This window comes from Vibrio sp. Vb0937 (assembly GCF_033338855.1).
In genome coordinates, this window is record NZ_JAWOTK010000002.1 from 427,785 (window position 1) to 450,668 (window position 22,884).

General features: G+C 42.6%; 21 protein-coding genes and 1 tRNA gene. 9 read left to right on the forward strand and 13 right to left on the reverse strand.

What is annotated here, in order from left to right; genetic code table 11:
- The first annotated feature begins 28 nt into the window (after window positions 1-28).
- The gene (locus tag R7P67_RS05395) at window positions 29-2,389 is read left to right on the forward strand and encodes an EAL domain-containing protein (RefSeq protein WP_085569090.1); all 2,361 of its coding nucleotides are present in this window, start codon (window positions 29-31) and stop codon (window positions 2,387-2,389) included.
- A 139-nt stretch (window positions 2,390-2,528) separates the two neighbouring features.
- On the opposite strand, the gene R7P67_RS05400 is transcribed toward R7P67_RS05395, so the two are convergent.
- Window positions 2,529-3,104, reverse strand: a complete 576-nt coding sequence (locus R7P67_RS05400; protein WP_262642890.1) for an imm11 family protein — start codon at window positions 3,102-3,104, stop codon at window positions 2,529-2,531.
- Window positions 3,105-3,977: 873 nt separating this feature from the next.
- Here R7P67_RS05400 and R7P67_RS05405 point away from each other — a divergent pair.
- The 3 genes from R7P67_RS05405 (at window position 3,978) to R7P67_RS05415 (ending at window position 5,816) form a co-directional block, all read left to right on the forward strand.
- Complete coding sequence (locus R7P67_RS05405) at window positions 3,978-4,619, forward strand: murein L,D-transpeptidase catalytic domain family protein (RefSeq protein WP_005373154.1); 642 nt, start codon at window positions 3,978-3,980, stop codon at window positions 4,617-4,619.
- Window positions 4,620-4,947: 328 nt separating this feature from the next.
- Window positions 4,948-5,406 carry a hypothetical protein gene (locus R7P67_RS05410; RefSeq protein WP_033906462.1) on the forward strand — a complete coding sequence of 153 codons (459 nt, stop codon included), beginning with the start codon at window positions 4,948-4,950 and terminating at the stop codon, window positions 5,404-5,406.
- A gap of 86 nt (window positions 5,407-5,492) precedes the next feature.
- Window positions 5,493-5,816 (forward strand): hypothetical protein, encoded by a 324-nt coding sequence (locus R7P67_RS05415; RefSeq protein ID WP_005373158.1) that lies wholly within the window; start codon window positions 5,493-5,495, stop codon window positions 5,814-5,816.
- Window positions 5,817-5,941: 125 nt separating this feature from the next.
- Here the strand turns inward: R7P67_RS05415 and R7P67_RS05420 are convergent, their stop codons facing one another.
- From R7P67_RS05420 to R7P67_RS05430, 3 genes are all read right to left on the reverse strand, one after another.
- Entirely contained in the window at window positions 5,942-6,622 is a 681-nt protein-coding gene (locus R7P67_RS05420; RefSeq protein WP_262652756.1) for a DedA family protein, read from the reverse strand.
- A 50-nt stretch (window positions 6,623-6,672) separates the two neighbouring features.
- Window positions 6,673-7,110 (reverse strand): hypothetical protein, encoded by a 438-nt coding sequence (locus R7P67_RS05425; RefSeq protein WP_262652754.1) that lies wholly within the window; start codon window positions 7,108-7,110, stop codon window positions 6,673-6,675.
- 87 nt (window positions 7,111-7,197) lie between these two features.
- On the reverse strand, window positions 7,198-7,716 hold the full coding sequence (locus R7P67_RS05430) for a DUF4136 domain-containing protein (protein WP_262652753.1): 519 nt from the start codon (window positions 7,714-7,716) through the stop codon (window positions 7,198-7,200).
- Window positions 7,717-8,087: 371 nt separating this feature from the next.
- Between R7P67_RS05430 and R7P67_RS05435 the strand changes: the two genes are divergently transcribed.
- Window positions 8,088-8,162: transfer RNA gene (locus R7P67_RS05435), tRNA-Gly, on the forward strand.
- Between the two features lie 16 nt (window positions 8,163-8,178).
- Here R7P67_RS05435 and R7P67_RS05440 read toward each other — a convergent pair.
- Together R7P67_RS05440 and R7P67_RS05445 are read right to left on the reverse strand one after the other, a co-directional pair.
- Window positions 8,179-9,036 (reverse strand): sterol desaturase family protein, encoded by an 858-nt coding sequence (locus R7P67_RS05440; protein WP_262652752.1) that lies wholly within the window; start codon window positions 9,034-9,036, stop codon window positions 8,179-8,181.
- 7 nt (window positions 9,037-9,043) lie between these two features.
- Window positions 9,044-10,054: a DUF2804 domain-containing protein gene (locus R7P67_RS05445; protein WP_017633657.1), complete on the reverse strand. Its 1,011-nt coding sequence runs from the start codon at window positions 10,052-10,054 to the stop codon at window positions 9,044-9,046.
- Between the two features lie 305 nt (window positions 10,055-10,359).
- Here R7P67_RS05445 and gdhA point away from each other — a divergent pair, with 305 nt between their 5' ends.
- The gene (gene gdhA / locus R7P67_RS05450; RefSeq protein WP_017633658.1) at window positions 10,360-11,712 is read left to right on the forward strand and encodes an NADP-specific glutamate dehydrogenase; all 1,353 of its coding nucleotides are present in this window, start codon (window positions 10,360-10,362) and stop codon (window positions 11,710-11,712) included.
- 75 nt (window positions 11,713-11,787) lie between these two features.
- Here the strand turns inward: gdhA and R7P67_RS05455 are convergent, their stop codons facing one another.
- The 3 genes from R7P67_RS05455 to R7P67_RS05465 all read right to left on the reverse strand — a co-directional run bounded on the left by R7P67_RS05455 (window position 11,788) and on the right by R7P67_RS05465 (window position 15,673).
- Window positions 11,788-12,255, reverse strand: a complete 468-nt coding sequence (locus R7P67_RS05455; protein WP_213893474.1) for an OsmC family protein — start codon at window positions 12,253-12,255, stop codon at window positions 11,788-11,790.
- A gap of 99 nt (window positions 12,256-12,354) precedes the next feature.
- Window positions 12,355-14,712: an ATP-binding protein gene (locus R7P67_RS05460; RefSeq protein WP_262652751.1), complete on the reverse strand. Its 2,358-nt coding sequence runs from the start codon at window positions 14,710-14,712 to the stop codon at window positions 12,355-12,357.
- Window positions 14,705-15,673: a cytochrome-c peroxidase gene (locus R7P67_RS05465; protein WP_213911902.1), complete on the reverse strand. Its 969-nt coding sequence runs from the start codon at window positions 15,671-15,673 to the stop codon at window positions 14,705-14,707. The genes R7P67_RS05460 and R7P67_RS05465 overlap by 8 nt, the downstream gene beginning before the upstream one ends.
- 498 nt (window positions 15,674-16,171) lie before the next feature.
- Here R7P67_RS05465 and R7P67_RS05470 point away from each other — a divergent pair, with 498 nt between their 5' ends.
- Window positions 16,172-17,548, forward strand: a complete 1,377-nt coding sequence (locus R7P67_RS05470) for an NfeD family protein (RefSeq protein ID WP_213970365.1) — start codon at window positions 16,172-16,174, stop codon at window positions 17,546-17,548.
- Between the two features lie 10 nt (window positions 17,549-17,558).
- Window positions 17,559-18,341, forward strand: a complete 783-nt coding sequence (locus tag R7P67_RS05475) for a slipin family protein (protein WP_005382637.1) — start codon at window positions 17,559-17,561, stop codon at window positions 18,339-18,341.
- A 41-nt stretch (window positions 18,342-18,382) separates the two neighbouring features.
- Here the strand turns inward: R7P67_RS05475 and R7P67_RS05480 are convergent, their stop codons facing one another.
- A complete protein-coding gene (locus R7P67_RS05480) occupies window positions 18,383-18,817 on the reverse strand; it encodes a globin (RefSeq protein ID WP_031780773.1) in 435 nt (144 codons plus the stop codon).
- A 243-nt stretch (window positions 18,818-19,060) separates the two neighbouring features.
- On the opposite strand from R7P67_RS05480, the gene R7P67_RS05485 reads away from it, so the two are divergent.
- A complete protein-coding gene (locus tag R7P67_RS05485) occupies window positions 19,061-19,717 on the forward strand; it encodes an NAD(P)H-dependent oxidoreductase (protein WP_017633663.1) in 657 nt (218 codons plus the stop codon).
- Between the two features lie 96 nt (window positions 19,718-19,813).
- Here the strand turns inward: R7P67_RS05485 and choV are convergent, their stop codons facing one another.
- From choV to R7P67_RS05500, 3 genes are all read right to left on the reverse strand, one after another.
- Window positions 19,814-20,992 (reverse strand): choline ABC transporter ATP-binding protein, encoded by a 1,179-nt coding sequence (choV, locus tag R7P67_RS05490; protein ID WP_017633664.1) that lies wholly within the window; start codon window positions 20,990-20,992, stop codon window positions 19,814-19,816.
- A 2-nt stretch (window positions 20,993-20,994) separates the two neighbouring features.
- Window positions 20,995-21,837 carry a choline ABC transporter permease subunit gene (gene choW, locus R7P67_RS05495; RefSeq protein WP_005392552.1) on the reverse strand — a complete coding sequence of 281 codons (843 nt, stop codon included), beginning with the start codon at window positions 21,835-21,837 and terminating at the stop codon, window positions 20,995-20,997.
- Between the two features lie 76 nt (window positions 21,838-21,913).
- Complete coding sequence (locus R7P67_RS05500; protein ID WP_005382646.1) at window positions 21,914-22,852, reverse strand: choline ABC transporter substrate-binding protein; 939 nt, start codon at window positions 22,850-22,852, stop codon at window positions 21,914-21,916.
- Window positions 22,853-22,884: the final 32 nt, after the last annotated feature.

Below are 22,884 nucleotides of genomic sequence, written 5' to 3' on the forward strand. Positions count from 1 at the left end.
GGGACACAAACGGAAACTAAGAACCATAATGAAGTTAAGCAATAGAGTCATTTTGCTTGTCGCGCCAGTGATCTTATTAAGCGCGTTAGTATCTAGCTATATTATTTATAGCATTCAAAAAGTGACGCTCATCAAGCGGGAAGACAGCTATATTCAGTTGCAGATGGAAAAGCTCGCCGGGCAGTTTCGACAAGCGAATATTTTTCTTAATAGCTATGCCTATACGCTCAGTAAAAGTGATGTATTACAAGACTATTTGGTTAATCATAACAACCCCTATCGTGAGCGAGTCTTGTTTAATCGATTAGACGAGACCGCTGAAGTATTAAGCCATGGTTACAAAGGCGATGCGAGCATGGCGATCCTCGACGGCAAACAAAACCTTCTCTACTACACAGAAAACAAATATTACGAATCATCGGGCGTGGTCGACCCAAAGGTATTAGAGTACATATCACGAAGTTTCAATGAGAGAGAGGCTTTCAGTCACACTGGCTTTATTTATAACTCCAGTGGACAAAGCATTCTTCTTCAATATGAGGTCGTCGACAAAAGAACGGGGACTCACCCTTTGAGCTTTGACTCGAAAAATGTGTTTTTTGTGGTAGTTTCCGTATCACTTGAAGCCTTTAACGAGATTAAGCATGACATCGAGTTTGACACGCACAGCGTGATTACTTTCGCCGACAAACCCATTTATCTTGATATTCCTCTCGCTCAAACCATTGAGCTGCTGCCGCACTTTTATGCCGTGCTTTCTCCTGCCGAATATTTAATGTGGAATAAAGTCGATAAAGTGTGGCTAGAACTTGCTTTCTCCTTTGGCGTAGCGGCGTTTTTCACTATCACATTAATCATTTTGGTGTTGTACCGCTATGTGTTGCGCCCTGTTTCTCGCCTTGATAAGCAGCTGAACGAACTTGAATCTAATCAACGTGACAATATTGAAAAGCTAGAAACAAACGATGAAATAGGACGCCTCTCTGCACGCTTTTTTGATATGTATGAGGAACTTAATGTCATCTATAAAAAGACAAAACGCCTAGCTGAAACGGATCACCTGACGCAACTCGCCAATCGCCATCGTTTTCATGAGCTTGCCACTCGTGAACTTATCTCCCCTTCGCAGTTTCTGTGGGTTGTTTACGTCGATCTTGATAACTTTAAATACGTGAATGATAAATACGGGCATGAATTGGGAGATAACTTATTAAAAGTGTTCTCATCACACATCAAGAATGCTTGTCAAAAGTTCTCGCACGATTACAACAGCCCCTGCTTTGCCGCCAGGTTATCTGGTGACGAATTTGCAATTTTGCTGAGCTCAAATCAAGAGGTAAAACGCTTGCCTGATTTGCTTGCATCAGAGTTACTAAAACCGATTAGTAATCTCAGTTCATCTTGGAGTAATTCATTTCCCGTTACGGCAAGCGTAGGTATTGCACAATATCCTCAAGACGGTACTGACATCGCGAAGTTACTCTCCAGTGCCGATGCGGCTATGTATCAAGCAAAACGGGCAGGGAAAAATCAATACGCCTATTATTCAGCCGCTCTCAATATTGAGTCTCAAAGACGAAGTCAACTTGAACGTGCGCTCCGAAAAAGCAATGTAGAGGAAGAATTTCACCTTGTTTTTCAACCCTATATGAACAATCGAAGCAACGAAATTGAGGGGTTAGAAGTCTTGTTGCGCTGGGAAGCCGAAGGTATCGGCCCTATCCCTCCAAAGGAGTTTATTCCAATTGCAGAGCAAGCCGGATTATTTGATAAAATTGACCGCTGGGTTTTCGCCAATGCAACGGCGGAATACCATCAATTAAGGAATATTTTCGGTAAGGATATTGTTCTTTCGGTCAATCTTTCGTCAGCAGAGCTAAACTCGATAGAAATGGCAAACTACATCCATGAACAAGCGACACTGCACAGTGTTAAACCAGAATGTATTGAGATAGAAATAACCGAAACCTTTGCCGCAGAACAACAAGGCACGGCTCTACTTGATGAGCTATCAAAACGTGGCTACCGTCTTGCAATTGATGACTTTGGTTCTGGTTACACATCGTTAACTCAGCTCGTTCAGTATCCGGTTCAAAAAATCAAATTTGATCGAGAGTTCCTCGTTACATTGATGAAGACCAACAACGGCCATGTGATCAAACCTATTATTGAGCTATGCCATGCCCAAAATAAAACGGTTACAGCAGAAGGTATTGAACACAATATGATGCATGAATGGCTATCGGCATACCGCTGCGACTATATGCAAGGCTATTTATTTGGCAAACCAATGACTAAAGAACAATTGAGCTTGTGGTGGCAATCGGCAAATGACGACAGTCGATTTGATGCGTCCATGGTCAGCTCAATTAGGGTTTCAAGAACATAAGTTAAGGGGAGACGTACAGCAGTCACAACTGTGGCGGCTGTATTTAGCTGTATATGAGCTTCATTGATAGATGCTCAGCTTTTGTTCCCCCATACCTATATCTATGACTTTAGTTGAGTAAATCACTATTTATTCGTTTTTAAACCAGCACTTCCTTGAAATCCAAACCGGTCAAATTCAGCGCTTTGACGCTATCGTACAAGCCACCTTTTTTGTCCGTGCAAAACGTTCTGAGCCCAGCACCTTTTACTCTGAACAAGTCAGATTCATTAACGGCTTCTCTATTCAAAACGAGTTTCTTAAACGGTCTAGCACGACTTAGCTTACCATGACGAAGATTATACTCGGTAGCAGAGGTATCAATGGCATCAATTTGAGTGACAATGTTTAATGCTCGCCAAGGCTTTCCTTGTAGATTTAATGGTAAAAATTCGACATTCTCGCTCAACACATCGAGCTTATCCGCAATAGAAGCGGATACAGCAAGAGTAAAAGATCCCCATGCTGCAATATCAGGCCTGGGTAATGGCTTTTCACCCTTAACGTCTAACCATTCAATATCAATACTTTTCCAACTGGCTTTAACAAGCTCTCCATAGAGTTGGATAGGTTTGCTTGCCGTTACTTGAAGAGACATTTCCAATGGCGACTCTTGCAACATTGCAAAATCATTAACATTGGGAGTGACAATAAACACTTTATTAAATGCTGTCATAACCGTCCTTAAATAAATTTGAGCGCTTTTCTTAATGAGACGAGCGCTTTCACACCAAACCAAACCAAACCAAACCAAACCAAACCAAACATAATAGATAGAGTTTACTTTCATGTTCAAAAATTTAATGAATTAATATCTGGCGTTCTTATCTTTTAATTTCTAAGTTTTATTATTTATATATTTCAATCCACACGATAGAATTATTTTTTCAATTTTTACTATGTACCCTTCCTTATGTAATCGAATAAATTAGAGAATAAACAATAGCACGCATCACTTCACTTTTGTCGAGCTCATCACTCTCACTTAAACGATACATTCACAAGTTCAATTTTTGTACGACTTAGACTTAGCTTTGTCAATCGTGAATTAAAAACAACCGATTCACCGTTGTTTTACTGCCTTTTCTTACCACCCTGTTGTTTATTCATACATTATAAATGCATTTATACACATAACGATTCGGCGTTACGATTTGTTACGAGTTAAATCACAAACTTTTGAGGTATTGGATAAAGCGTAGAAAAAGAAAACACATTGAAATAAAAAGAGTTTCTAAAGTACGAAAAATAAAACGCCGTTTTTATAAATTAGCAACTTCACAAATATCCTTAAACACAGTTTTATTAATTACATATATCAGATATTATTTACGCCGAAGTTTATAGAAATCATCGTTAAACTTCATATTTTTTATAAGTTTCAATTAGTTAGTTTTTAACTCGAAAACTTATCGTCAACCCAATATCAAGCACCTAAGCGTGCAATAAGAAACATTGGGAATAGAATTATATTGATGTGCATGTTGTTTTAACGAATGCATGAAGCAATCGGTAAATTTGTAACACCATAGAGTTTTATTTAGCCAAGATGAAAAAGTTAATTTTATTATTTACATGTGCGCTGTTGTCTGTATCACCTTTTGCTTTTGCAAAACAATCAGATAACGAACCCAGGGATCATTTACGACCAAAGCAAGTTGAACATGTGTTTAAACAAGCCAAGCTAGATGGCATAGTAGACTTTAAGTTGTTCAGTGACGCTTACATCGCTTATCAGAAGACACCCGATAGAAAGAAGTCGGTACTAACGATCATCGACTATAGTAAACCATCAACTGAAAAGCGTTTTTATGTGGTTGATTTAGATAAAAAGAAGCTAATCTACAATACGTATGTTTCTCACGGCGTGAACAGCGGAAAGAAAACAGCGACACAGTTTTCAAATGTCGTAAACTCGCGAAAAACATCATTGGGCACTTTTTTGACTGATACCACTTACTACGGCTCAAATGGCTATTCACTTCGATTAGATGGGCTAAGCTCTGGATTAAACGACAAAGCTCGCGAGCGTTACATTGTCGTGCACGGTGCCGATTACGCAAACCCTTCCTTTATCAAGAAGAATGGATACCTCGGACGCAGTTGGGGTTGCCCTGCTTTGCCAGAGAAGTTGTCTCGCGAGATCATTGACACTATAAAAGGCGGCAGCGTTATTTACGCAAGCGCATAATATCGATGCGACACATATGGGGAAGAAAAAAGAAGATTCTATTTCTTCCCCAGTAATAATCCTGTTAGCTTAATCGTCCTTGTGCAACGACTCTCTTTCCATTTTCGCTTACTCGAAAGCGAAAACTATTGTGTTATTCGCTGATATACCTAAGTGCGATCAGAAAACTCTGTTCATCCCCCTTCCATCTCGTTAGTATACGCTGAGTTCATCAGACACTGGCTTTCATCGTTATCATAGTTCCACTAAGATTCCTTAATCATGGTGGGTAACTGTGGCTTTATATGTTTAGGGTTACTTCTTGCGTTATCTACACCGTATATTATTGATGCTTTCTTTTTCCCTGCTCTCAGGGCTCATCACAGCTTCATATGCGCATGAGTGGCACCACACCAAACATTACACTTCCGAGCGCCTACTTAAACTCTCTCAACAGGACGATTTTGAGCTAGCACACACTGATTTTCATGCCTCAGCTTCTCTGAGCTCTTGGGGTTCAGAAAGTTACTACCTACATATAAAGCGCGAGTTGTTCGGGCTTGTCTCCTGTCGCCGAACATCAGCTACTGATGGCGTTTTATCATCAGATTTTACTCCTGATTATTTTTTACTTATTGCTTTCTCTTCTCCACCACTACTGGAGTTGGCAAAACAAGCATCTCGCTTACCTCTAGACAGTTATGGCGGACTCATGAGTCAACGCTCTCTTTATCGCCTCTCAGGAAGAAAGGAAGCGAACTTAATGTACGTCTTTACTCATGGTCGCAACGCCTTCTCTGTTGTTTAACTTTTTATGACATACAGAGAACACGAAAATGTAACGATAAGAACCAATATGCTCATTGTTACTAGAACCAATTTGAGGTCCATATAATGACAAGAATCGCTACAACCATCGCACTAGCATTACTATTTGCAGCGGGCTCAACCTTAGCAAACACAGAAACTAAGCCAGAAGAAATGAGTAACGACACTCTGTTAGAGTGTGCCAACGTTTCTAACGCACGTATTGCAGTTCCGGAACACAGAGCGATGTTCAGACACTACTTAATGTCTGAGAGAGACTACAGCTTTGACCAGCTATCGTCTGCCGAACTTGAATTTAAAGCAGCAGATAAGAATGAGTCTGAAGTAGAGAACATCTACAAGTCTCAGTGCAAAGAAGTTGGCGAATACCTATATAGCATTGGCTATTAAATTCGAAACCCTAACGACACTCAAAAAGAAAGGCGCAATGTATGCGCCTTTCTTTTTACTGACAAAAACCTGTCGATTAGAGGTCTAATCTGCATACAAGCTTAAAAGTGCAAATCAAAGTAAACTTATTGGGAAAACTCTGACACATCCTTGGGTTTACAGGACGCTCGACGTGCTTTAACAAACAAGAAACTAAGCACTCCAATCACAAGAGTAATTATTGGTGCCGCCATTAATAGCATTGTGATTGCTTTGCTCATATTTTCTGGTAGCAAAGGAAGTAATGAACCAAAACCGCATAATATCAGCGTCCATAAAATCGCACTCAGCCACGCAAAGTAATGGAATTTACTAATACGTTTCACTCGCAACCCCATCATTAATGGCAATAGGGAACGAACAACCGGAATAAACCGCGCGCACAAAAGCGCAACCAATCCATGTTTACTGAGTAATACGTCGACTTGTTCCAAACGCTTTTGAGGAACCGCACTCACCCAGCCTTGAACCTTAGGTAAGCGATTTAGCCACTTGCCTTGTAAATAAGCCGCCCAACTTCCCAACCCCGCACTAACAGCTATCACCAACATGATCATAATTGGGTCAAGGACGCCAACCGCCGCCAGCGTACCGGATAATACGACGACACTGTCGCATGGGAAAGGTGCAGCAGGAATAAAACCACTTTCCAAAAAGATACTCACAGCAACAACAAAATAAACCAAACCTGCACTGCCTGGCGCCATTAACGCCGTGAAATCTTGATGCCAAAAAGCACTCAAGACCTGAATGATCGAATCAAACATAAACCGCTCCTAAGCATAATTAACCAAAAGTTGCAAAAACATGGAATGTGTTAGCGAGCATGTATAAAGCGGTATATGAAATTCGACTCTTTTCTCACGCCGATTCTGTATTTAGAGTGAGTAAAAATACTTTCAATACAACAACCTAAAGCCTCATTACCGATGCGTTTTAGCCGCTTCATCGAGTAAATTGCCGAACGATGCGCCCACCATGCTACATCAAGCATTTCAAACCATTCGGGTTCTACATCGTCGTTCGAGCTCATTTCCTTAGCATGGCTAACCCTCAATATATTCCGGCTGTTTAAACTCGGATAGTCTTGTTGTATTGGAGAGACAGGATGTTCTGAAAAGTGCTTCGACTTAGCGTCAACAGCGATATTCTGGTTATGAAAGGAAAGAAAATTTGGGTGTGAGTGCGCCAGGCTCATGCTCGGAGCCAACAAGCAGAAAAGTAGTCCGAGTAAAGCAATCAGAATCGTACGCACAAAGGTAACCAAAACTAAAATAATAAGTTCTTTTAACCCTGTGCGTAACTATTGGCAATTAGTATTCTTAATCGTTAAGAATACTAATTATTTTTCACCGTAAGGGTAGCTTTCAAACATCTTCGCGATTTCTTCTTGGATGAGAGATTCTCTTTTCTCAGAGCTCATTGACTCAGACAGTTTACGACTTGAAACGCCTTTCCAAACGACTTGATTAGCCTTTGCATCAACCAGTTCAACTACCAACTTCCCATACTTACGTTCTTTATATCTTTCCGGGCTTGAAGTGATCACACCAAAGCTATTCCAGCCATAGCCAAAGCTCACCGACGATCCTGAAGAAACAAGCTCGGATTCTTCTACGATATCATGATGTACGTAAAGGTCACCGCCACTATTTACCTTATTTAAACCCTTACTCTCAAGCTGTTCAGCAAGCCCTTGCTCAATACGTCGACCATCAATACTGGTAGGAGCTTCCGCCTGAGCACCGAAGTCAAACGTTCTGTAAGCTGAAAAGTCGGCTTGTTTATCTACATCGGTTGTAACGGTAGTACAAGCAGATACCAGCATCACCACCAGCCCTAATATCAAACCTCTCATCATGTTAAATCTCCTTTGGTTAAGCTGACTGTTTCAGCAGAATTACCCTGTGTTATACATACGCATCAACAGTAAAAAGTAATCATTTCAATATCTAGTCTTGACCATGAAACGTGACTGTTCAATAAACGAGATTAACCTTTACACAGAAAATCTTGAATATCATCAACATCTAAACACCTAAGAATTCGGTGTTTACGACCTAATTGGAAGCCCCTAGGCTTAGTAGCGGAATCGCGAGTGCCACAAAAAACCAGAGACAATGAACACTTTAACATCAGTCCGCTACTTTTTTAGGCAACTGACAAACATTTGATGAGAAAAGACTTTTCTTTTTCGTCCAGTGTGGCATATTAACTGAGTCCTATCGATGCGCGGGCATCGTATAATGGCTATTACCTCAGCCTTCCAAGCTGATGATGCGGGTTCGATTCCCGCTGCCCGCTCCAATCTCTTTATCTCAATTTACTCATAAAAATCCGATGGCGGAGCGAACAAACGGCGGCAGCGTTGTTTCCATGATAAGTTTGGTCGAGTTACGTCATAAAACATGTCTTTCCATTCTGCAAACGTCACGCGGATGGGATTAAAGCTGTTTACAGGTTTAGAAACCCCATACCGAACCGTTTCCACCTCTGGTTCAAACGTTCCGAACATTCGATCCCAAATAATTAATACACCCGCATAATTTTTGTCGATGTACTGACTGTTCACACCATGATGAACGCGATGATGAGACGGCGTGTTAAATACCCACTCTAGTGGCCCGAGCGAACGAATTGATTGGGTGTGAACAAAAAACTGTAAGCCCAGATTAAACAACACAACGAAGACAACCCATTTTGGCTCAAAACCAATAATCACCAAGGGCAACCAAAAAATCCACATCCCCGCTAGCGGATACATTAAACTTTGACGAAAGGCGGTACTGAAGTTCATTCTTTCCGAACTGTGATGAACAACGTGCGCGGCCCACATCCAACGAATACGATGGCTAGCCCGATGAAACCAGTAATAGAAAAAATCTTGCAGGACAACAAGTAAAAGAAAAGCTGAGACGCTCATTTCGATATCAAACAAACGCCAATCAAACCACCACAAATACAACTGAGCAATCAGTAAACCCGTGAGTATGTCTGTCGCTTGGTGTAAGCCCGCAAGAACAAAATTACACGCTACTTCAGGGAAGTAATACGTCGCGCTTTCAGGCAAGCGTCCCCTTCTTTGTCCGAACCAATATTCGGCAAGCATGCAGAAAAAGAAAACTGGAGCCAGAATCATCAGAAGTAATTCTGGGCGGTCCATCAACTGCGTCCAATCCATTGTGTTTCTACCATTTTGCATAGTGATCTTCAGTAAGACCCATAACTTCTTCTAACTGATGTTTGATGCCATTTCCATCGATAATATAGCCAGAGAAATAACCGATGTACTGACGAAAGTTACTTTTGAGAAGCCAAAAATTTTTCTTCTCTGAGCGTCGATTCAAAGGCGTGAACTGTAAGTTAACTCGTTTATCTTCAGACGTAATATGCCACTTTTGCCCTTCATCACTTCGTGAAAACTGAAACTGCACAGGTTGCAAAAAGTGACGCTGACCATTAATCCACAATACATTTTCGCAATAGCCAGTTTCATTAACGCCAGCTGCCAAGTTCAACCCCAGACGCCTGTCATCCTCAAAGCAATTGATACTTGCCCAGCGCCAACTTGTTTCTCGTCGCATGTACCCAGCGGAAAAATCGTAACCAGCAGCCACCTCTGATAGATCTTGCTCTTTTCCTAATATGAACAAGTTACCGTCTACTGCTAACGCATTGTGCTTCTGAGTATATGTCCAACCCGCATAACCTGTTGGCGTACACAACATTAATGGCAAACTCATATTTTCTGGACGTAAATAGAGATCCGCATTGACTGACTCTGTCACAAAGTGGACGTGCCAAATACCATCCTTAATAGAAAACTGAACTCTTTTGTTAGCAAGATGGGCAAGACTGCACCAACTGGAAGGCTGAGTTTGATAACCTATATTAAAAGGTTTCAACCATTGTTGCTCAATCAACTTATTCTTTTTAATATCAAACAGGTAGCAAAAGCCGGATGCTAAATACCGTATATCCGCAATCGCTACTCCAATGACGTAATCAGGTGTGACCAAATTGACGAACTGAAACTGCTTATAATCGCGGTAACGGCGCCACTTAGACACTGGCTTATCCATCTCATCGAGGTAAGTAAATTTATCTAGCTGTAACGATGTTGGAATTCCATCAAGGTGGCCAAACGCTGGTAGGCCATTCTGCTGAATAAACGAGTTCAGAACCTTAAGCTCATCCATATAGTTGTCTTTTCACAAGTTATCACACACAAAAACTTTAACATGACGTTAACATAAACAATTTGCGTAACTGCACAACAACATCGACTAAAGTGATTTCTGCTTGTTATATGTGAAACTGATCACTCAACCACCCGCTTACTTAGCTCGCCCTACCTATCTCAACCAACACAGCCTGGGTTAGAAGCTGCACATTCTCATCCGCAGGAAAGACCACTACAACCATTGAATCTTGGTCAAAATCACTATTTAATGGAAATACATTCATATAAACTGATTGCTTATTCACATCAAGGAAGAAATCTATGTCATACATACACGATACTATTGTTGCGTTGCAACACAGTAGCCCTGCGCAAAAAGAATTTTACCAAGCGGTAGAAGAAGTATTAACTTCTCTCGCGCCGGTAATAGAAGGCAATAATAAATATAAGGAACAAGCGATTATCCAGAGGATCGTCGAGCCAGAACGTCAAATCATGTTTCGAGTTCCTTGGGTTGATGATGCTGGAAATGTACAAGTAAACAAAGGTTATCGAGTTGAATTCAACTCTGCTTTGGGGCCGTACAAAGGAGGATTGAGATTCCATCACTCAGTCAATGCGAGCATCATAAAATTCCTCGGCTTTGAGCAAATCTTTAAAAACGCACTGACTGGCCTTCCTATCGGTGGCGGCAAAGGCGGTTCAAACTTCGATCCTAAAGGAAAATCCGACGGCGAGATCATGCGATTTTGCCAATCATTTATGAACGAGTTGTACCGTCATATCGGTCCTGCCACCGATGTTCCCGCAGGCGATATCGGCGTCGGGGCGCGCGAAATTGGCTATATGTTTGGTCAATACAAACGATTGACGGGGCGCTACGAAGGTGTGCTTACAGGCAAGAGTCTTCTTTGGGGTGGCTCACTCGCCAGAAAAGAAGCGACAGGATATGGCGCCGTCTATTTTGCAGAATGCATGCTCAACGACCGCAACGATTCATTGAAAGGGAAAACTTGCCTCGTTTCTGGTGCTGGCAACGTGGCTATCTACGCCATTGAAAAACTGTACCATATGGGAGCAACGCCGGTTACATGCAGCGACTCTCGAGGTACGATCTATCATGAGCACGGTATTGATCTTAAGCTCCTCAAACAACTGAAAGAAGTGAAAAGAGCAAGCTTAGAAGAATATTTAGAAACTTACCCTGAAGCAGAATACACACCAGAGGGCGACTATCCTAATGAAGGACATGCTGTTTGGCGATATCAGGCTGATGCTGCCTTCCCTTGTGCGACTCAAAATGAATTAACGTCAGACGACGCACTGGCTCTTATCGAAAACGGATGTATTTTGATTAGTGAAGGGGCGAACATGCCAACCACCCGTGATGCTGCCAATATTATCGTGGACTCAGACATAGCTTATGGGCCTGCCAAAGCAGCCAATGCAGGCGGTGTTGCAACCAGTCAACTTGAAATGGCGCAAAACGCCAGCATGCAAAACTGGACGTTTGAACAAGTGGATAGTCAGTTGCAAACCATCATGAAAAATATTTTCATCAATGCAAACGAAACCAGTAAAGAGTTTGGCCAACCTGGAAATTTAGTTTTAGGCGCCAACATTGCAGGCTTTAGAAAAGTCGCTGATGCAATGATTGAGCAAGGTGTCGTCTAGATGAACGAGCCAGCAGGATGACTGCTGGCTTAATATAACTCCGCAATAGGCCGCGCTTTTGATAAAGAGCTTCACTTAATTCGCAATAAGCGTTGTCACTTCTGTTTTAACGGAGTTGGCGATAAAGCAATTCTCATGGGCCATGTGGTGCAGTTTTTCTAACTGAGATAGTGTCGGTTGGTTTTCACCTGAAAATGTTATCTTAGGGTTTAACGTCACCTTTGATACCCACTCTTTTCCGTTTTCGCCTTTTTCAAGCTCCCCTACCGCTTCATCTAAGTAACTGTCCACAACATAACGTCGCTTTGCTGCAATAGACAGGAAAACGAGCATATGACAACTAGAAAGTGCCGCGACAAACGCTTCTTCTGGATCAACGTTTTCTTCTACGGATAGTGGTAATGGTACTACGTGGGGAGATGGAGATGCTGGGACTTGCAACCCTCCATCAAATTGCCAAATGTGTGCCCTACTATACTTATTATCACTAAACTCTTCGCCAGCTTTACGATGCCATTTGATTAAAGCGGAATGCTTACTCATTCTAACTCCCTGATTTTCCGACGACGAATCAACACTATCCGTCCTTGCCACAGTAAACCACAACAAAATGAGTTAAGGAAAGCATCGCACTCACAGGGACTATAAAATCTGTTGAGGATCGGCATTGTTCTTCTGGATATCATCCAAAAGTCTATGAGACTGATGGATGTTGACCTGTAACCGATTGATCAGCATCTGCAACTGCTCAATCTCGGGACTTTGGTTGGCTTTAAGTTGAGTTTCCAGGGCCTCCGTTTGGCTCGCCAAAATAGGTAAACTTAGGTTCAGTGCCATCCCTTTCGTTTTGTGCAACGTCAGCTCTAATGAAGCAAAGTCTTCAGCCATAAAGTATTCAATAAGCTCATCAACAGATGTCTCAAAATCGACAATAATGCTTTTTAGCAGCTCGTCGAGCGCTTCTGGCTCATCTCGTAAAGAAGTAAACATGCCTGAGCGGGAGAGTTCTTCCTCTGTTAACCTTAAGTTCTCGATTGGCTTACGTTGCAACTGAAGCACATTGCTGTCATTCGTTAGTGGCGGATTCTGTTTCGGTTCGAGTCTAGCGGCAAACTGTTTGAGAGCGTCTGAAAAGCTCTCATGCTGTAGCGGTTTTGTCAGCACATGGTCTGCTCCTGCTTCAATAAAGCTATCGTGGGCTTCACGAAATACGTCTGCCGTGTACGCAAAGAGTAACGTCTTGATACCTAACTCTTGTCGGATAACACGTGTCGCCTCAACACCATTCATCTCGGGCATATGGTTGTCCATCAAGATCAGGTCGTACTCGTTCTCTTTCGCCTTTTTAACCGCGATTAACCCATTTTCTGCTACATCCACTTCATGCCCGAGCTTTTCGCAAAACCCTTTTGCCACAATGGCATTCACACGGTTATCATCAGCAAGTAGTATCTTTAAATGGTGTGATTTTGCGCGAGGTTTCGGCGCTTCTTGCTGCTTTTTCGGAGCAGATTCTACCCAAGGAATCGGCAACTCAACGATAAATTGACTTCCAACGCCTTCTATACTCTTCAGAGTAATATGGCCACCCATCAAATCGGTTAGTTTTTTGACGATGGCTAACCCAAGCCCTGTTCCGCCGAACCTTCGAGTCGTTGATGAGTCTGCTTGCTCAAACGAGTTAAAAATATGCTCGTGCTTGTCTGGCGCAATACCAATACCGGTGTCGCTCACGCGCATGACCAACAACTGATTCGATTCATCTAACTCGGTTCTAACCAGCACATGCCCTTCATTGGTAAACTTCACCGCGTTACCGGCGAGATTAAATAAGATCTGTCGTAAACGCGCACAATCCCCAGTAAATTCAGTATATTCAGAAACCTCGTTTTCCAAGATTAGCTCGATATTTTTTTCATCAACAAGTGGTTTTATTGCGCTACACACCGGAGAAAGCACTTGATCGAGCTTAAACTTAGCTTGCTCAAATTCCAGTTTGTTTTCTTCAACTTTAGAAAAATCCAAAATATCGTTGAGGATCGTCATCAGATGCTGGCCAGAATCAAGAATAACCCTAATGTGCTCTTTCGTCGTCGGCTCTTTGGTCTCTTCTGCAATCATTTGAGAAAGCCCTAGTACGCCATTCATCGGCGTTCTTAGTTCGTGACTCATTGCAGCGAGAAAATTTGATTTCGCTTTTGCCGCTCGCTCGGCTTTGTTTCTCGCCTCTTCAATTTCAAGATTCAACTGTTTTAAGTTATGCATTCGGTGATGTGACTGATAAACAAACGCGCTAACTAGAAACATCACCGCGATAAATACAAACAACCACGTAAAACGCGCCTCACTTTGAGCAATATTGAGTAACCGATGCTCTGAGCTTTCGACAAACTCAATATAAGTGTGATCAAGCAGTTCATTCGTCAGCAATTCAATTCTTTTATCACTCGTTTGAAGCCGCTTAAGGAAGTTCGCTTCCTTTTCACTCTCAACTTCCGTTTGTGTTAGAAGCAACTGGTTGAGAAATTCAAAATAACGACTGCCACCCAATGATTGACCGCTCTCGATAGAAACATCTTGCTGATATAAATTGAACAACATGAGTAATGCATACCGATTTTCTACCTGAACACCAATTAACATATCAAGCTTCAACGTTGTTTGAAACACTCGCGCCTTAAACTGTTCAAGCGTATCCCTAACTTTTATACGATTGGGTGTCACGGGAAACCAAACTGATGCCTTTGATGATTCCAACAGTGCCTGTGCTGCGATTTCTATCTCTACTAAAGATGTTGTTAACTCATAGTTTTTTCTATCTTCAACGGCATATCGGTTCACGATAACATCACGCTCTTCAATCAACTCATGTCCGATGTTCATTAGCTCTGCATGAAATTCTTGAGCGTTTTTTGAATTCATATACGACATATACGCCAGTGTGCAGCACGTCAGTATCCCAATAAAAAAGCAAAAGTTGATCAGTTTGAATTTATTCATTTTCCAACACCTCTAAAATTATGGGTCTAGGTGCTGTCAACGACTGCAAGAATGCTTCAATGTCCGCGACATTCTCATCGTTCATCGTTATACCGAGTTGGGTTTTAGCCATGATTTGTATCGCGTCGGATAACTTATCGACTTGCCCATTATGAAAATAAGGACTCGTTAGCGCGACATTGCGTAAACTGGCTACTCTAAAATAGAATCGCTCTTCATCCTCTATCGTAACGAGTTGCCGGCCCAGATCCTCTACTACAGGCTTATCCTTGAAATAGGCGAACCTTTGGATCATCGCTCCGCCGATATTTTTGCCCTGATGACACTGCACACAACCTGAAGTCTGAAATGTTTTCCAACCTCTGATTTGCTGTTCACTCAGTACATGCGTGTAACCCAATAAGTAAGCATCGAATGGTGCGCCAGGCGTCTGCAGCCCTTCAACAAACTCCACAATAGCGGACTTGATATTATGAACGTTAATCGGCAATTCACCGTCACGATTAAATAGCGCTTGATAATGTTCACTCTCTTTTACATATTGCTCTATTGTTTGCCAGTTTGAGTCCATTTCCATTGGATTATGGATTGGACCATCAATCTGAGCCATCAAGGTGTTTTCCGTACCATCCCATAAAAAACGATAATTTAACGCTGCATTAAACACTGTTATAGAATTTCTAATTCCATCACCTTTCACCCCCGTCGAGACAGGTGTATTTTCAGCGCCATTGGTTTGCAGATTGTGGCATGTCGCACAGCTGACATTACCATTTGACGATAATTGAGGATCGCGGAAGAGATGCCAGCCAATTCTCGCTAGCTTAATATCCACATTAGGATCACCCTGTATGGGCTGAACTAGGGAGATATCACCTAACATCTTCGCGTTTCTTGCGGTTGTTGTTTGGCTCAAAATGAGTGTTACAACAGCTAGTGCGATTGCGCTGAATTGCCTCATCAACTACATACCTTAAACTTGTCATTGATATGAATTTAGTTGCATTTTGGCGTTTTTTCCACCGACAGGAAGTTGAAAAAACGAGTTAAGTATTGCTTTGTTTAAGGCTTTGGTTGAAGAGGGAGTAATAAGGCGAATAGGAAGAAATCGATCGCCTTATGAGTAGCTAACGTATTGAAATCTGAGTTTAGTGTAGAAAAGCCAAAAACCGTTGAAACCAAGTCACCTCTCCATACGAGATCAGATCGAAAATAGTAAAGAATACGGCACAGATAACGGCCAACTTAATCAAACGCTGAACAATAAACATAAACATCACAATTACCAATAATTTGCTTTAGTTTACTATCTCACACAGCGTTTATATATAAAAAAGTAGTCTCCTAATTAGCCTCAGCAACTTATTCATTAGAACCTATACTCAAGCATCTCTAAGTTATTTGGATATACTTGAATTAGGATTTCAAAAAGTCCCTGTGACCACACAAGGAGGACTGCATGAAACGACTATGGATATGGTTCTTACCTTTACTCTTGATGGCCAGTCAAGCACTGGCGAATACCGTTTGGATTGTTCCTGTCAAAGGCGCTATAGGGCCTGCTACTAGCGACTATTTATCTCGTGAAATAGAAGAAGCTCAACTAAACGGTGTCAGTTTAGTGATCTTAGAGATGGACACACCAGGCGGCTTAGACAGTGCAATGAGAGATATTATTCACGCGATTACCACCTCCTCGACTCCCATTGCAACTTGGGTCGGCCCATCTGGTTCTAGAGCTGCCAGTGCAGGAACATACATCTTGCTCGCTAGTCACGTAGCCGCCATGGCTGAAGCGACAAACCTCGGAGCTGCAACGCCCGTCGCGTTAGGTGGTACGCCTCAACCTCCTTCATCGAATGATGGCAAAGATCAAAACGCGGAAGAAACGTCAGAAGGAACCAACGAAGGTTCAGAGAAAGTTCCCGCGAAAACCGCAATGGAGAAAAAGGTAATTAACGACGCCAAAGCCTACATTAAAGGCTTAGCAAAACTTCATGGACGAAATGCAAAATGGGCAGAGAAAGCAGTAAGCGAAGCGGCGAGCTTGGATGCAACAGAAGCATTAGAATTAAACGTGATCGATTACATCGCCAATTCGCCAGAGGACTTAGTCAAAGCCATAGATGGGCAAACAGTTAAAGTAAACAATCGCACTGTGACATTGTCACTTGAAAATCCAACATGGGTTGAAAGAACGCCAGATTGGCGAGCAGAAATGTTAGCCGTTATCACCAATCCAAACGTTGCCTACATTCTAATGCTCATCGGCATCTACGGTTTACTTCTTGAATTTTACAACCCAGGAATTGGCTTACCCGGTGTGCTAGGTGGGATTTGTCTGCTTCTTGCCATGTACGCACTACAAATGATGCCCGTCAACTACGCAGGTCTTGGTCTGCTGTTACTCGGTATTGCACTAATGATAGCGGAAGCATTCAGTCCGAGCTTTGGTATTTTGGGTTTAGGCGGCGTTGTCGCCTTTGTACTCGGTTCGATATTTCTCATGGACAGTGAGTTACCAGGGTTCCAGATCGCCCTTCCTTTGATTTTTGGTATTGCCATATTTTCCGTAGCTCTAATCGTGCTGACTGTCGGCCTGCTGCTCAAAATTCGTCGCCGGCGTGTAACGACGGGTTTAGAGACATACCCTGGGAAGGTCGCCGTGGTAAGCGATGACTTTATCGATGGCGAAGGACGCGTTCAACTCAACGGTGCGTTATGGCGAGCTAAAGCCAAAGACCATCAACAATTCAAACAAGGTGATCACGTCACCATTGTTAATGTTAAAGGGCTGACCTTAACTGTGATGCCTGATGACCGCCAAAATAAATAGGAGGCGCTTTATGATGCTCTATACCGTTGCGGTGATCGTGGTGCTGCTGTTCGCACTAGCGACCCAAATGTTCAAGGTTTTGAGAGAATACGAACGTGGGGTTGTGTTCTTTCTTGGTCGATTTCAAGAAGTCAAAGGACCTGGTTTGATCATCCTTATCCCATTTATTCAGCAAATGGTGAGGGTTGATTTACGTACTGTCGTTTTGGATGTGCCGACACAAGATTTAATTACAAAAGATAACGTTTCTGTGCGCGTCAACGCGGTCGTTTATTTTCGCGTAGTCGATCCTCAAATGGCGATTAACAATATTGAAAGCTACAACGATGCCACCAGCCAGTTAGCACAAACCACGCTGCGCTCGGTATTGGGTCAGCATGAACTCGATGAATTGCTATCAGAGCGAGAACGCCTCAATAAGGATTTACAATCCATTCTCGATCAACAGACTGATGACTGGGGAATCAAGATTGCTACGGTTGAAGTCAAACATGTTGATTTAAATGACAGCATGGTCAGAGCCCTAGCCCGTCAGGCAGAAGCAGAACGTAACCGTAGGGCGAAGATCATTCACGCTACTGGTGAGTTAGAGGCTTCAAATAAATTAAAAGAAGCAGCGCAAATGCTCAACGAAGCACCGAATGCACTGCAATTACGTTACATGCAGACACTCACTGAAATCACTACAGACAAAACATCCACTATTATTTTTCCAATGCCGATCAATCTTGTCGAAGCTGTCAGTGATATCGCCGAAGCGGTGAAAAAGAATAAAGAGACACAAGATAAGTAAGATTTTGCCCCTAGGAAGTAACGACCGCTCACGTTACTTCCTTATTTGGTACTCGCTTTAAGGATGTGCCCATCTTCTTTATCACATTCTTGTTTCATTACTTCTAAGCCCGTTTTAAAGCATGTTCGCCAAGCGGTTTCAACATCGGCATCGTACCCAGAATCACACTGTCGAACCGTTTCTAACAAACTCTCAAGCCAAACATCAAAATCCTGCGGCTCTATACCAATTTCGGCACTTGCATGCTTTTTCCCATACTTTTCCACCATTTTGTGCGCTTCGGTCGAGGTATCTGCCATCATAAAAAACACGATAGACCCTCTAAGCATTCTCACTTGTTGGTGCATGTCTATACCGTCAAACTTCTGTCTAAAGTTGGCGCTTTTCGACCATAAATTTTTGTAGAACAAGTCGAAAAACTCCTGATCTGAAGTACAACGTTCATAGCTATCATTAAAAACTTCAATCACGTTCATGTTGCTTTCCCCTACGCCTCAATATGAGTTTAATTTAATATCAAATAAAAGCTTCCAAATAAGGACTTTTAAGTTTCAAATCGATCAACTCACATCGATTTTCAACAAAAAGTAAAAAGTGATTTAAATAAACACCCTCTTATCAATGAAAAAATATCCATTATCATGAACCCATATTCGAGGTACGCATGGTTGTCGATGCTAGTGCATCCTCATCTGTCATCACATAAAGAGGATATAAACGTGTCCCATCAAATCATTACCGATCTAAATAACCGTTACACTGCAAAAAAATATGATGAAACCAAGCGCGTTTCTCAAGAAGACATGGCGATAATCAAAGAAGCACTGCGTTTGTCGGCGTCTTCTATCAACTCACAACCATGGAAATTCATCGTTATTGAAAGTGATGAAGCGAAGCAACGTTTCCACAATACGTTTGCAAATATGCACCAGTTTAACCAACCACACGCGAAAGCCGCATCACATACGATTCTGTTTGCTTACGATCCTAAATTTACTAAAGAGAAATTTGCGAAACGTGTGGATGCAGAAGTAACATCTGGCCACTTGCCAGCGGAGATGTACAACAACTTTATGGGTGCTTACGCTTTTGCCGATGCAAATACGGACGAAAATGGCTTCAACGGAAACTGGACAAAAGCACAAGTCTATTTGGCACTAGGCAACCTACTACACACATTGGCACGACTAGGCATTGATTCAACACCGATGGAAGGTGTCGATCCGGCTCTGATTGGAGAAGAGTTTAAAGAAGAGCTCGAGGGCCATATTTGTGAAGTTGCGCTGGCGATTGGCTACCATAAAGATGGGGAAGATTACAATCATGGTCTTCCAAAAGCACGCCTTGCAATGGATGAGGTAATTACGACTCTATAGTCGACCATTGTCTTAGCTTAGCGACTTAACTCATTGTTTAAACTAAAAAGAGCCGCATTAATGTGCGGCTCTTTTTTACTTGGTTCTGCGTCAACGTTACGCAACTTGCTCTGACTTAAAATTACCAAGCAATGCATCGTAAAGCTCATTGTCGCTTAACACACCAACCAGCTTATTATCTTCAACCATAAGCAGAGGCTGATTGCTGCGCTGTTTAAGTTCAATCGCTTCTCGCATACTGATTTCTGGGCTAACCTGAACCAGAGAGTTTTCATTAACTTCATCAAGGTTCGAAGAATCGCTCTTCCATTGAATCAACGATTTACCTTTATCCGCTAAACTTAACCCCTTGCTCTCTTGTATCACCCAAATATCTTTATCAGGGCAAATCAGAACACGCGTATCTTCGCGAACCAAATCGTCACGCATTAAGGAACGTCCCTTCAGCACATTTAATGGATTAGTGTGAGCAACAAAGTCCGCCACATAATCGTTTTCTGGAGCAAGAATGATCTGTTCTGGCTTGCCATGTTGAATCAGCTTTCCTGATTCCATAATGGCGATGTTGTTGCCGATTTTAAGCGCCTCATCCAAGTCGTGACTCACAAAAAGAATGGTTTTGTTTAGCTTTTCTTGCAGCAGAATCAATTCATCTTGAAGCTGAGCACGAATCAATGGGTCAAGCGCTGAAAACGGCTCATCCATTAACAAGATATCTGTGTCCATCGCGAACGCTCGCGCTAGGCCAACACGCTGCTGCATACCACCAGAGAGCTCGTGCGGGAATTTCGTTTCCCACTCAGACAAACCGACCATTTCGAGCTGTTCACGCGCTTTTTTACGGCGCTCAGCTTTACCAATGCCTTGCATCTCTAGGCCAAACGCTACATTGTCTAACACCGTTAACCATGGCATCAATGCAAACTTCTGAAACACCATGGACACGCGGTGCGTACGAAGGTGGCGCAGCTTCTGTTCGTCACAGTTAGAGAGCTCAACCATATCGTCGCCATCTTTGATTTTCAGAGAGCCACGAGAAATATCGTTCAATCCGTTAACCGTTCGCAGCAAACTTGATTTACCCGAGCCCGAAAGCCCCATCAAGACACAGATCTCACCCTGTTTCACGTTCAGCGAAACATTATCAACCCCAACCACTTGGCCAGTTTCATCAATGATTTCTTGTCGAGACTTCCCTTGATCTAGTAGTGCTAGCGCCTGTGCTTGTTGCTGACCAAAAACGACATCAAGATTTTTAATAGTAATAGCGTCCATGATTATGCCTCCTTCTGGTTTGGTGCTTTACACAAGCGATCAAGAATGATGGCAACGAGTACAATCGCTAAACCCGCTTCAAAACCTTGCGAGATGTTTACCGTATTCAGTGCGCGTACGACTGGTTTACCAAGTCCATCAGCACCAACAAGCGCCGCAATGACTACCATAGACAGAGACAACATAATGCACTGCGTAACGCCAGCCATAATACTTGGCAATGCCGCAGGTAACTCCACCTTAAACAGTAGCTTCATGCGGCTGGCACCAAATGCTTTACCCGCTTCAAGTAGCTCCTCCGGAACTTTAATAATGCCGAGGTACGTCAATCGAATTGGCGCAGCGATAGCGAAAATGATGGTCGAGATTAGACCAGGGACAATACCTAAGCCAAACAGAACCAAGGTTGGAATTAGGTAAACGAATGTCGGTACGGTCTGCATCAAATCGAGTATTGGCCGCAACAAGGTGTATAACCAAGGACGGTGCGCCGCCATAATGCCCAACGGCACGCCAATTAATACGGAAATCGTTGTCGCTGCAAACACAAGGACAAAGGTTTCCAGCATTTCTTGCCAGTAACCAAGGTTGAGAATTGCGAGTAAGGCCAACACGATAAATACGACAAGAGGAATGCTGCGATGTAAGAACCAAGCAATTGCCGCCGTCATAATGATTGGCGCTGCAGGTGGCATCCATTTAAAAATGTCCACCACGAAAAGAATGATCGTTTCAAGTGTAATAGAGATTGCATCGAAAAAACCCGATGCATTGATGGTTAACCAATCGACGCCAGTTTCCATCCATTGGCCCAACGGTAGTTTGTTGTCCGTAATAAAATTCAAAATAAAACCTTTGTGTTAATGAAGCGGGCAAAACTCTGCCCACTTTCTTTTAAAAAAACGAGTCAAATACTGCTTATTAAGCGTTTGTTTTTAAGTAGTTTGTAATAGCTGTTAGCGCATCTTGGCCATCCACCGTTTTCACGCCCTCTAGCCACGCTTCAATTTGCTCTTGGTTTGCATTCAACCATGCTTGCGCTGCTTTTGATGGCTTCTGTTTCTGGTTAAGAATCGCTTCCATCAGTTCATTTTCCATTTCTAGGTTAAACTCTAGATTTTTCACTAGCTGACCTACATTTGGACACTCAGCGAGGTAATTTTTACGTACGTTTGTGTAGACGTTCGCGCCGCCGTAGTTAGGACCGAAGAAGTCATCACCACCCGCTAGATATTCCATTTCAACGTTACTATTCATTGGGTGCGGCGCCCAACCTAGGTACACAATCCATTGATTGCGGCGTGCGGCACGTGATACTTGAGACACCATGCCAGCTTCACTGGACTCAACTAGGCTGAAATCTTTTAGGCCGAATGCGTTGCTATCAATCATTGACTGAATTAAGCGGTTGCCATCGTTTCCTGGTTCAATGCCGTAAATGCGGTCTTTAAATTTGTCGGCATGTTTTACTAGGTCAGCGAAGTTGGTTACGCCTGCGTCATAAACGTATTTTGGAACAGCTAGCGTGTACTTTGCGCCAACGAGGTTCGCGCGTACGGTTTCAACAGTACCTGCATCACGGTATTTCGCGATATCACCTTCCATCGTTGGCATCCAGTTACCTAGGAAAATGTCGATATCGCCATTAGCCATAGAGGAGTAAGTTACAGGCACAGACAGAAGATCGGTCTTCGTTTTGTACCCCAACCCTTTAAGTAACTCTGATGTAACGGCAGTGGTCGCAGTGATGTCAGTCCAACCTACATCTGCGAAACGAACCGTTTCACATTGGTTGGCGTAAGCGCCTGTTGCTAAAGTACTTAGTGCAATTGTTGAGAAGATTTTTGTCATCTTAGACATGTTGAATTCCTTGTAATGATTACTGACTTTTT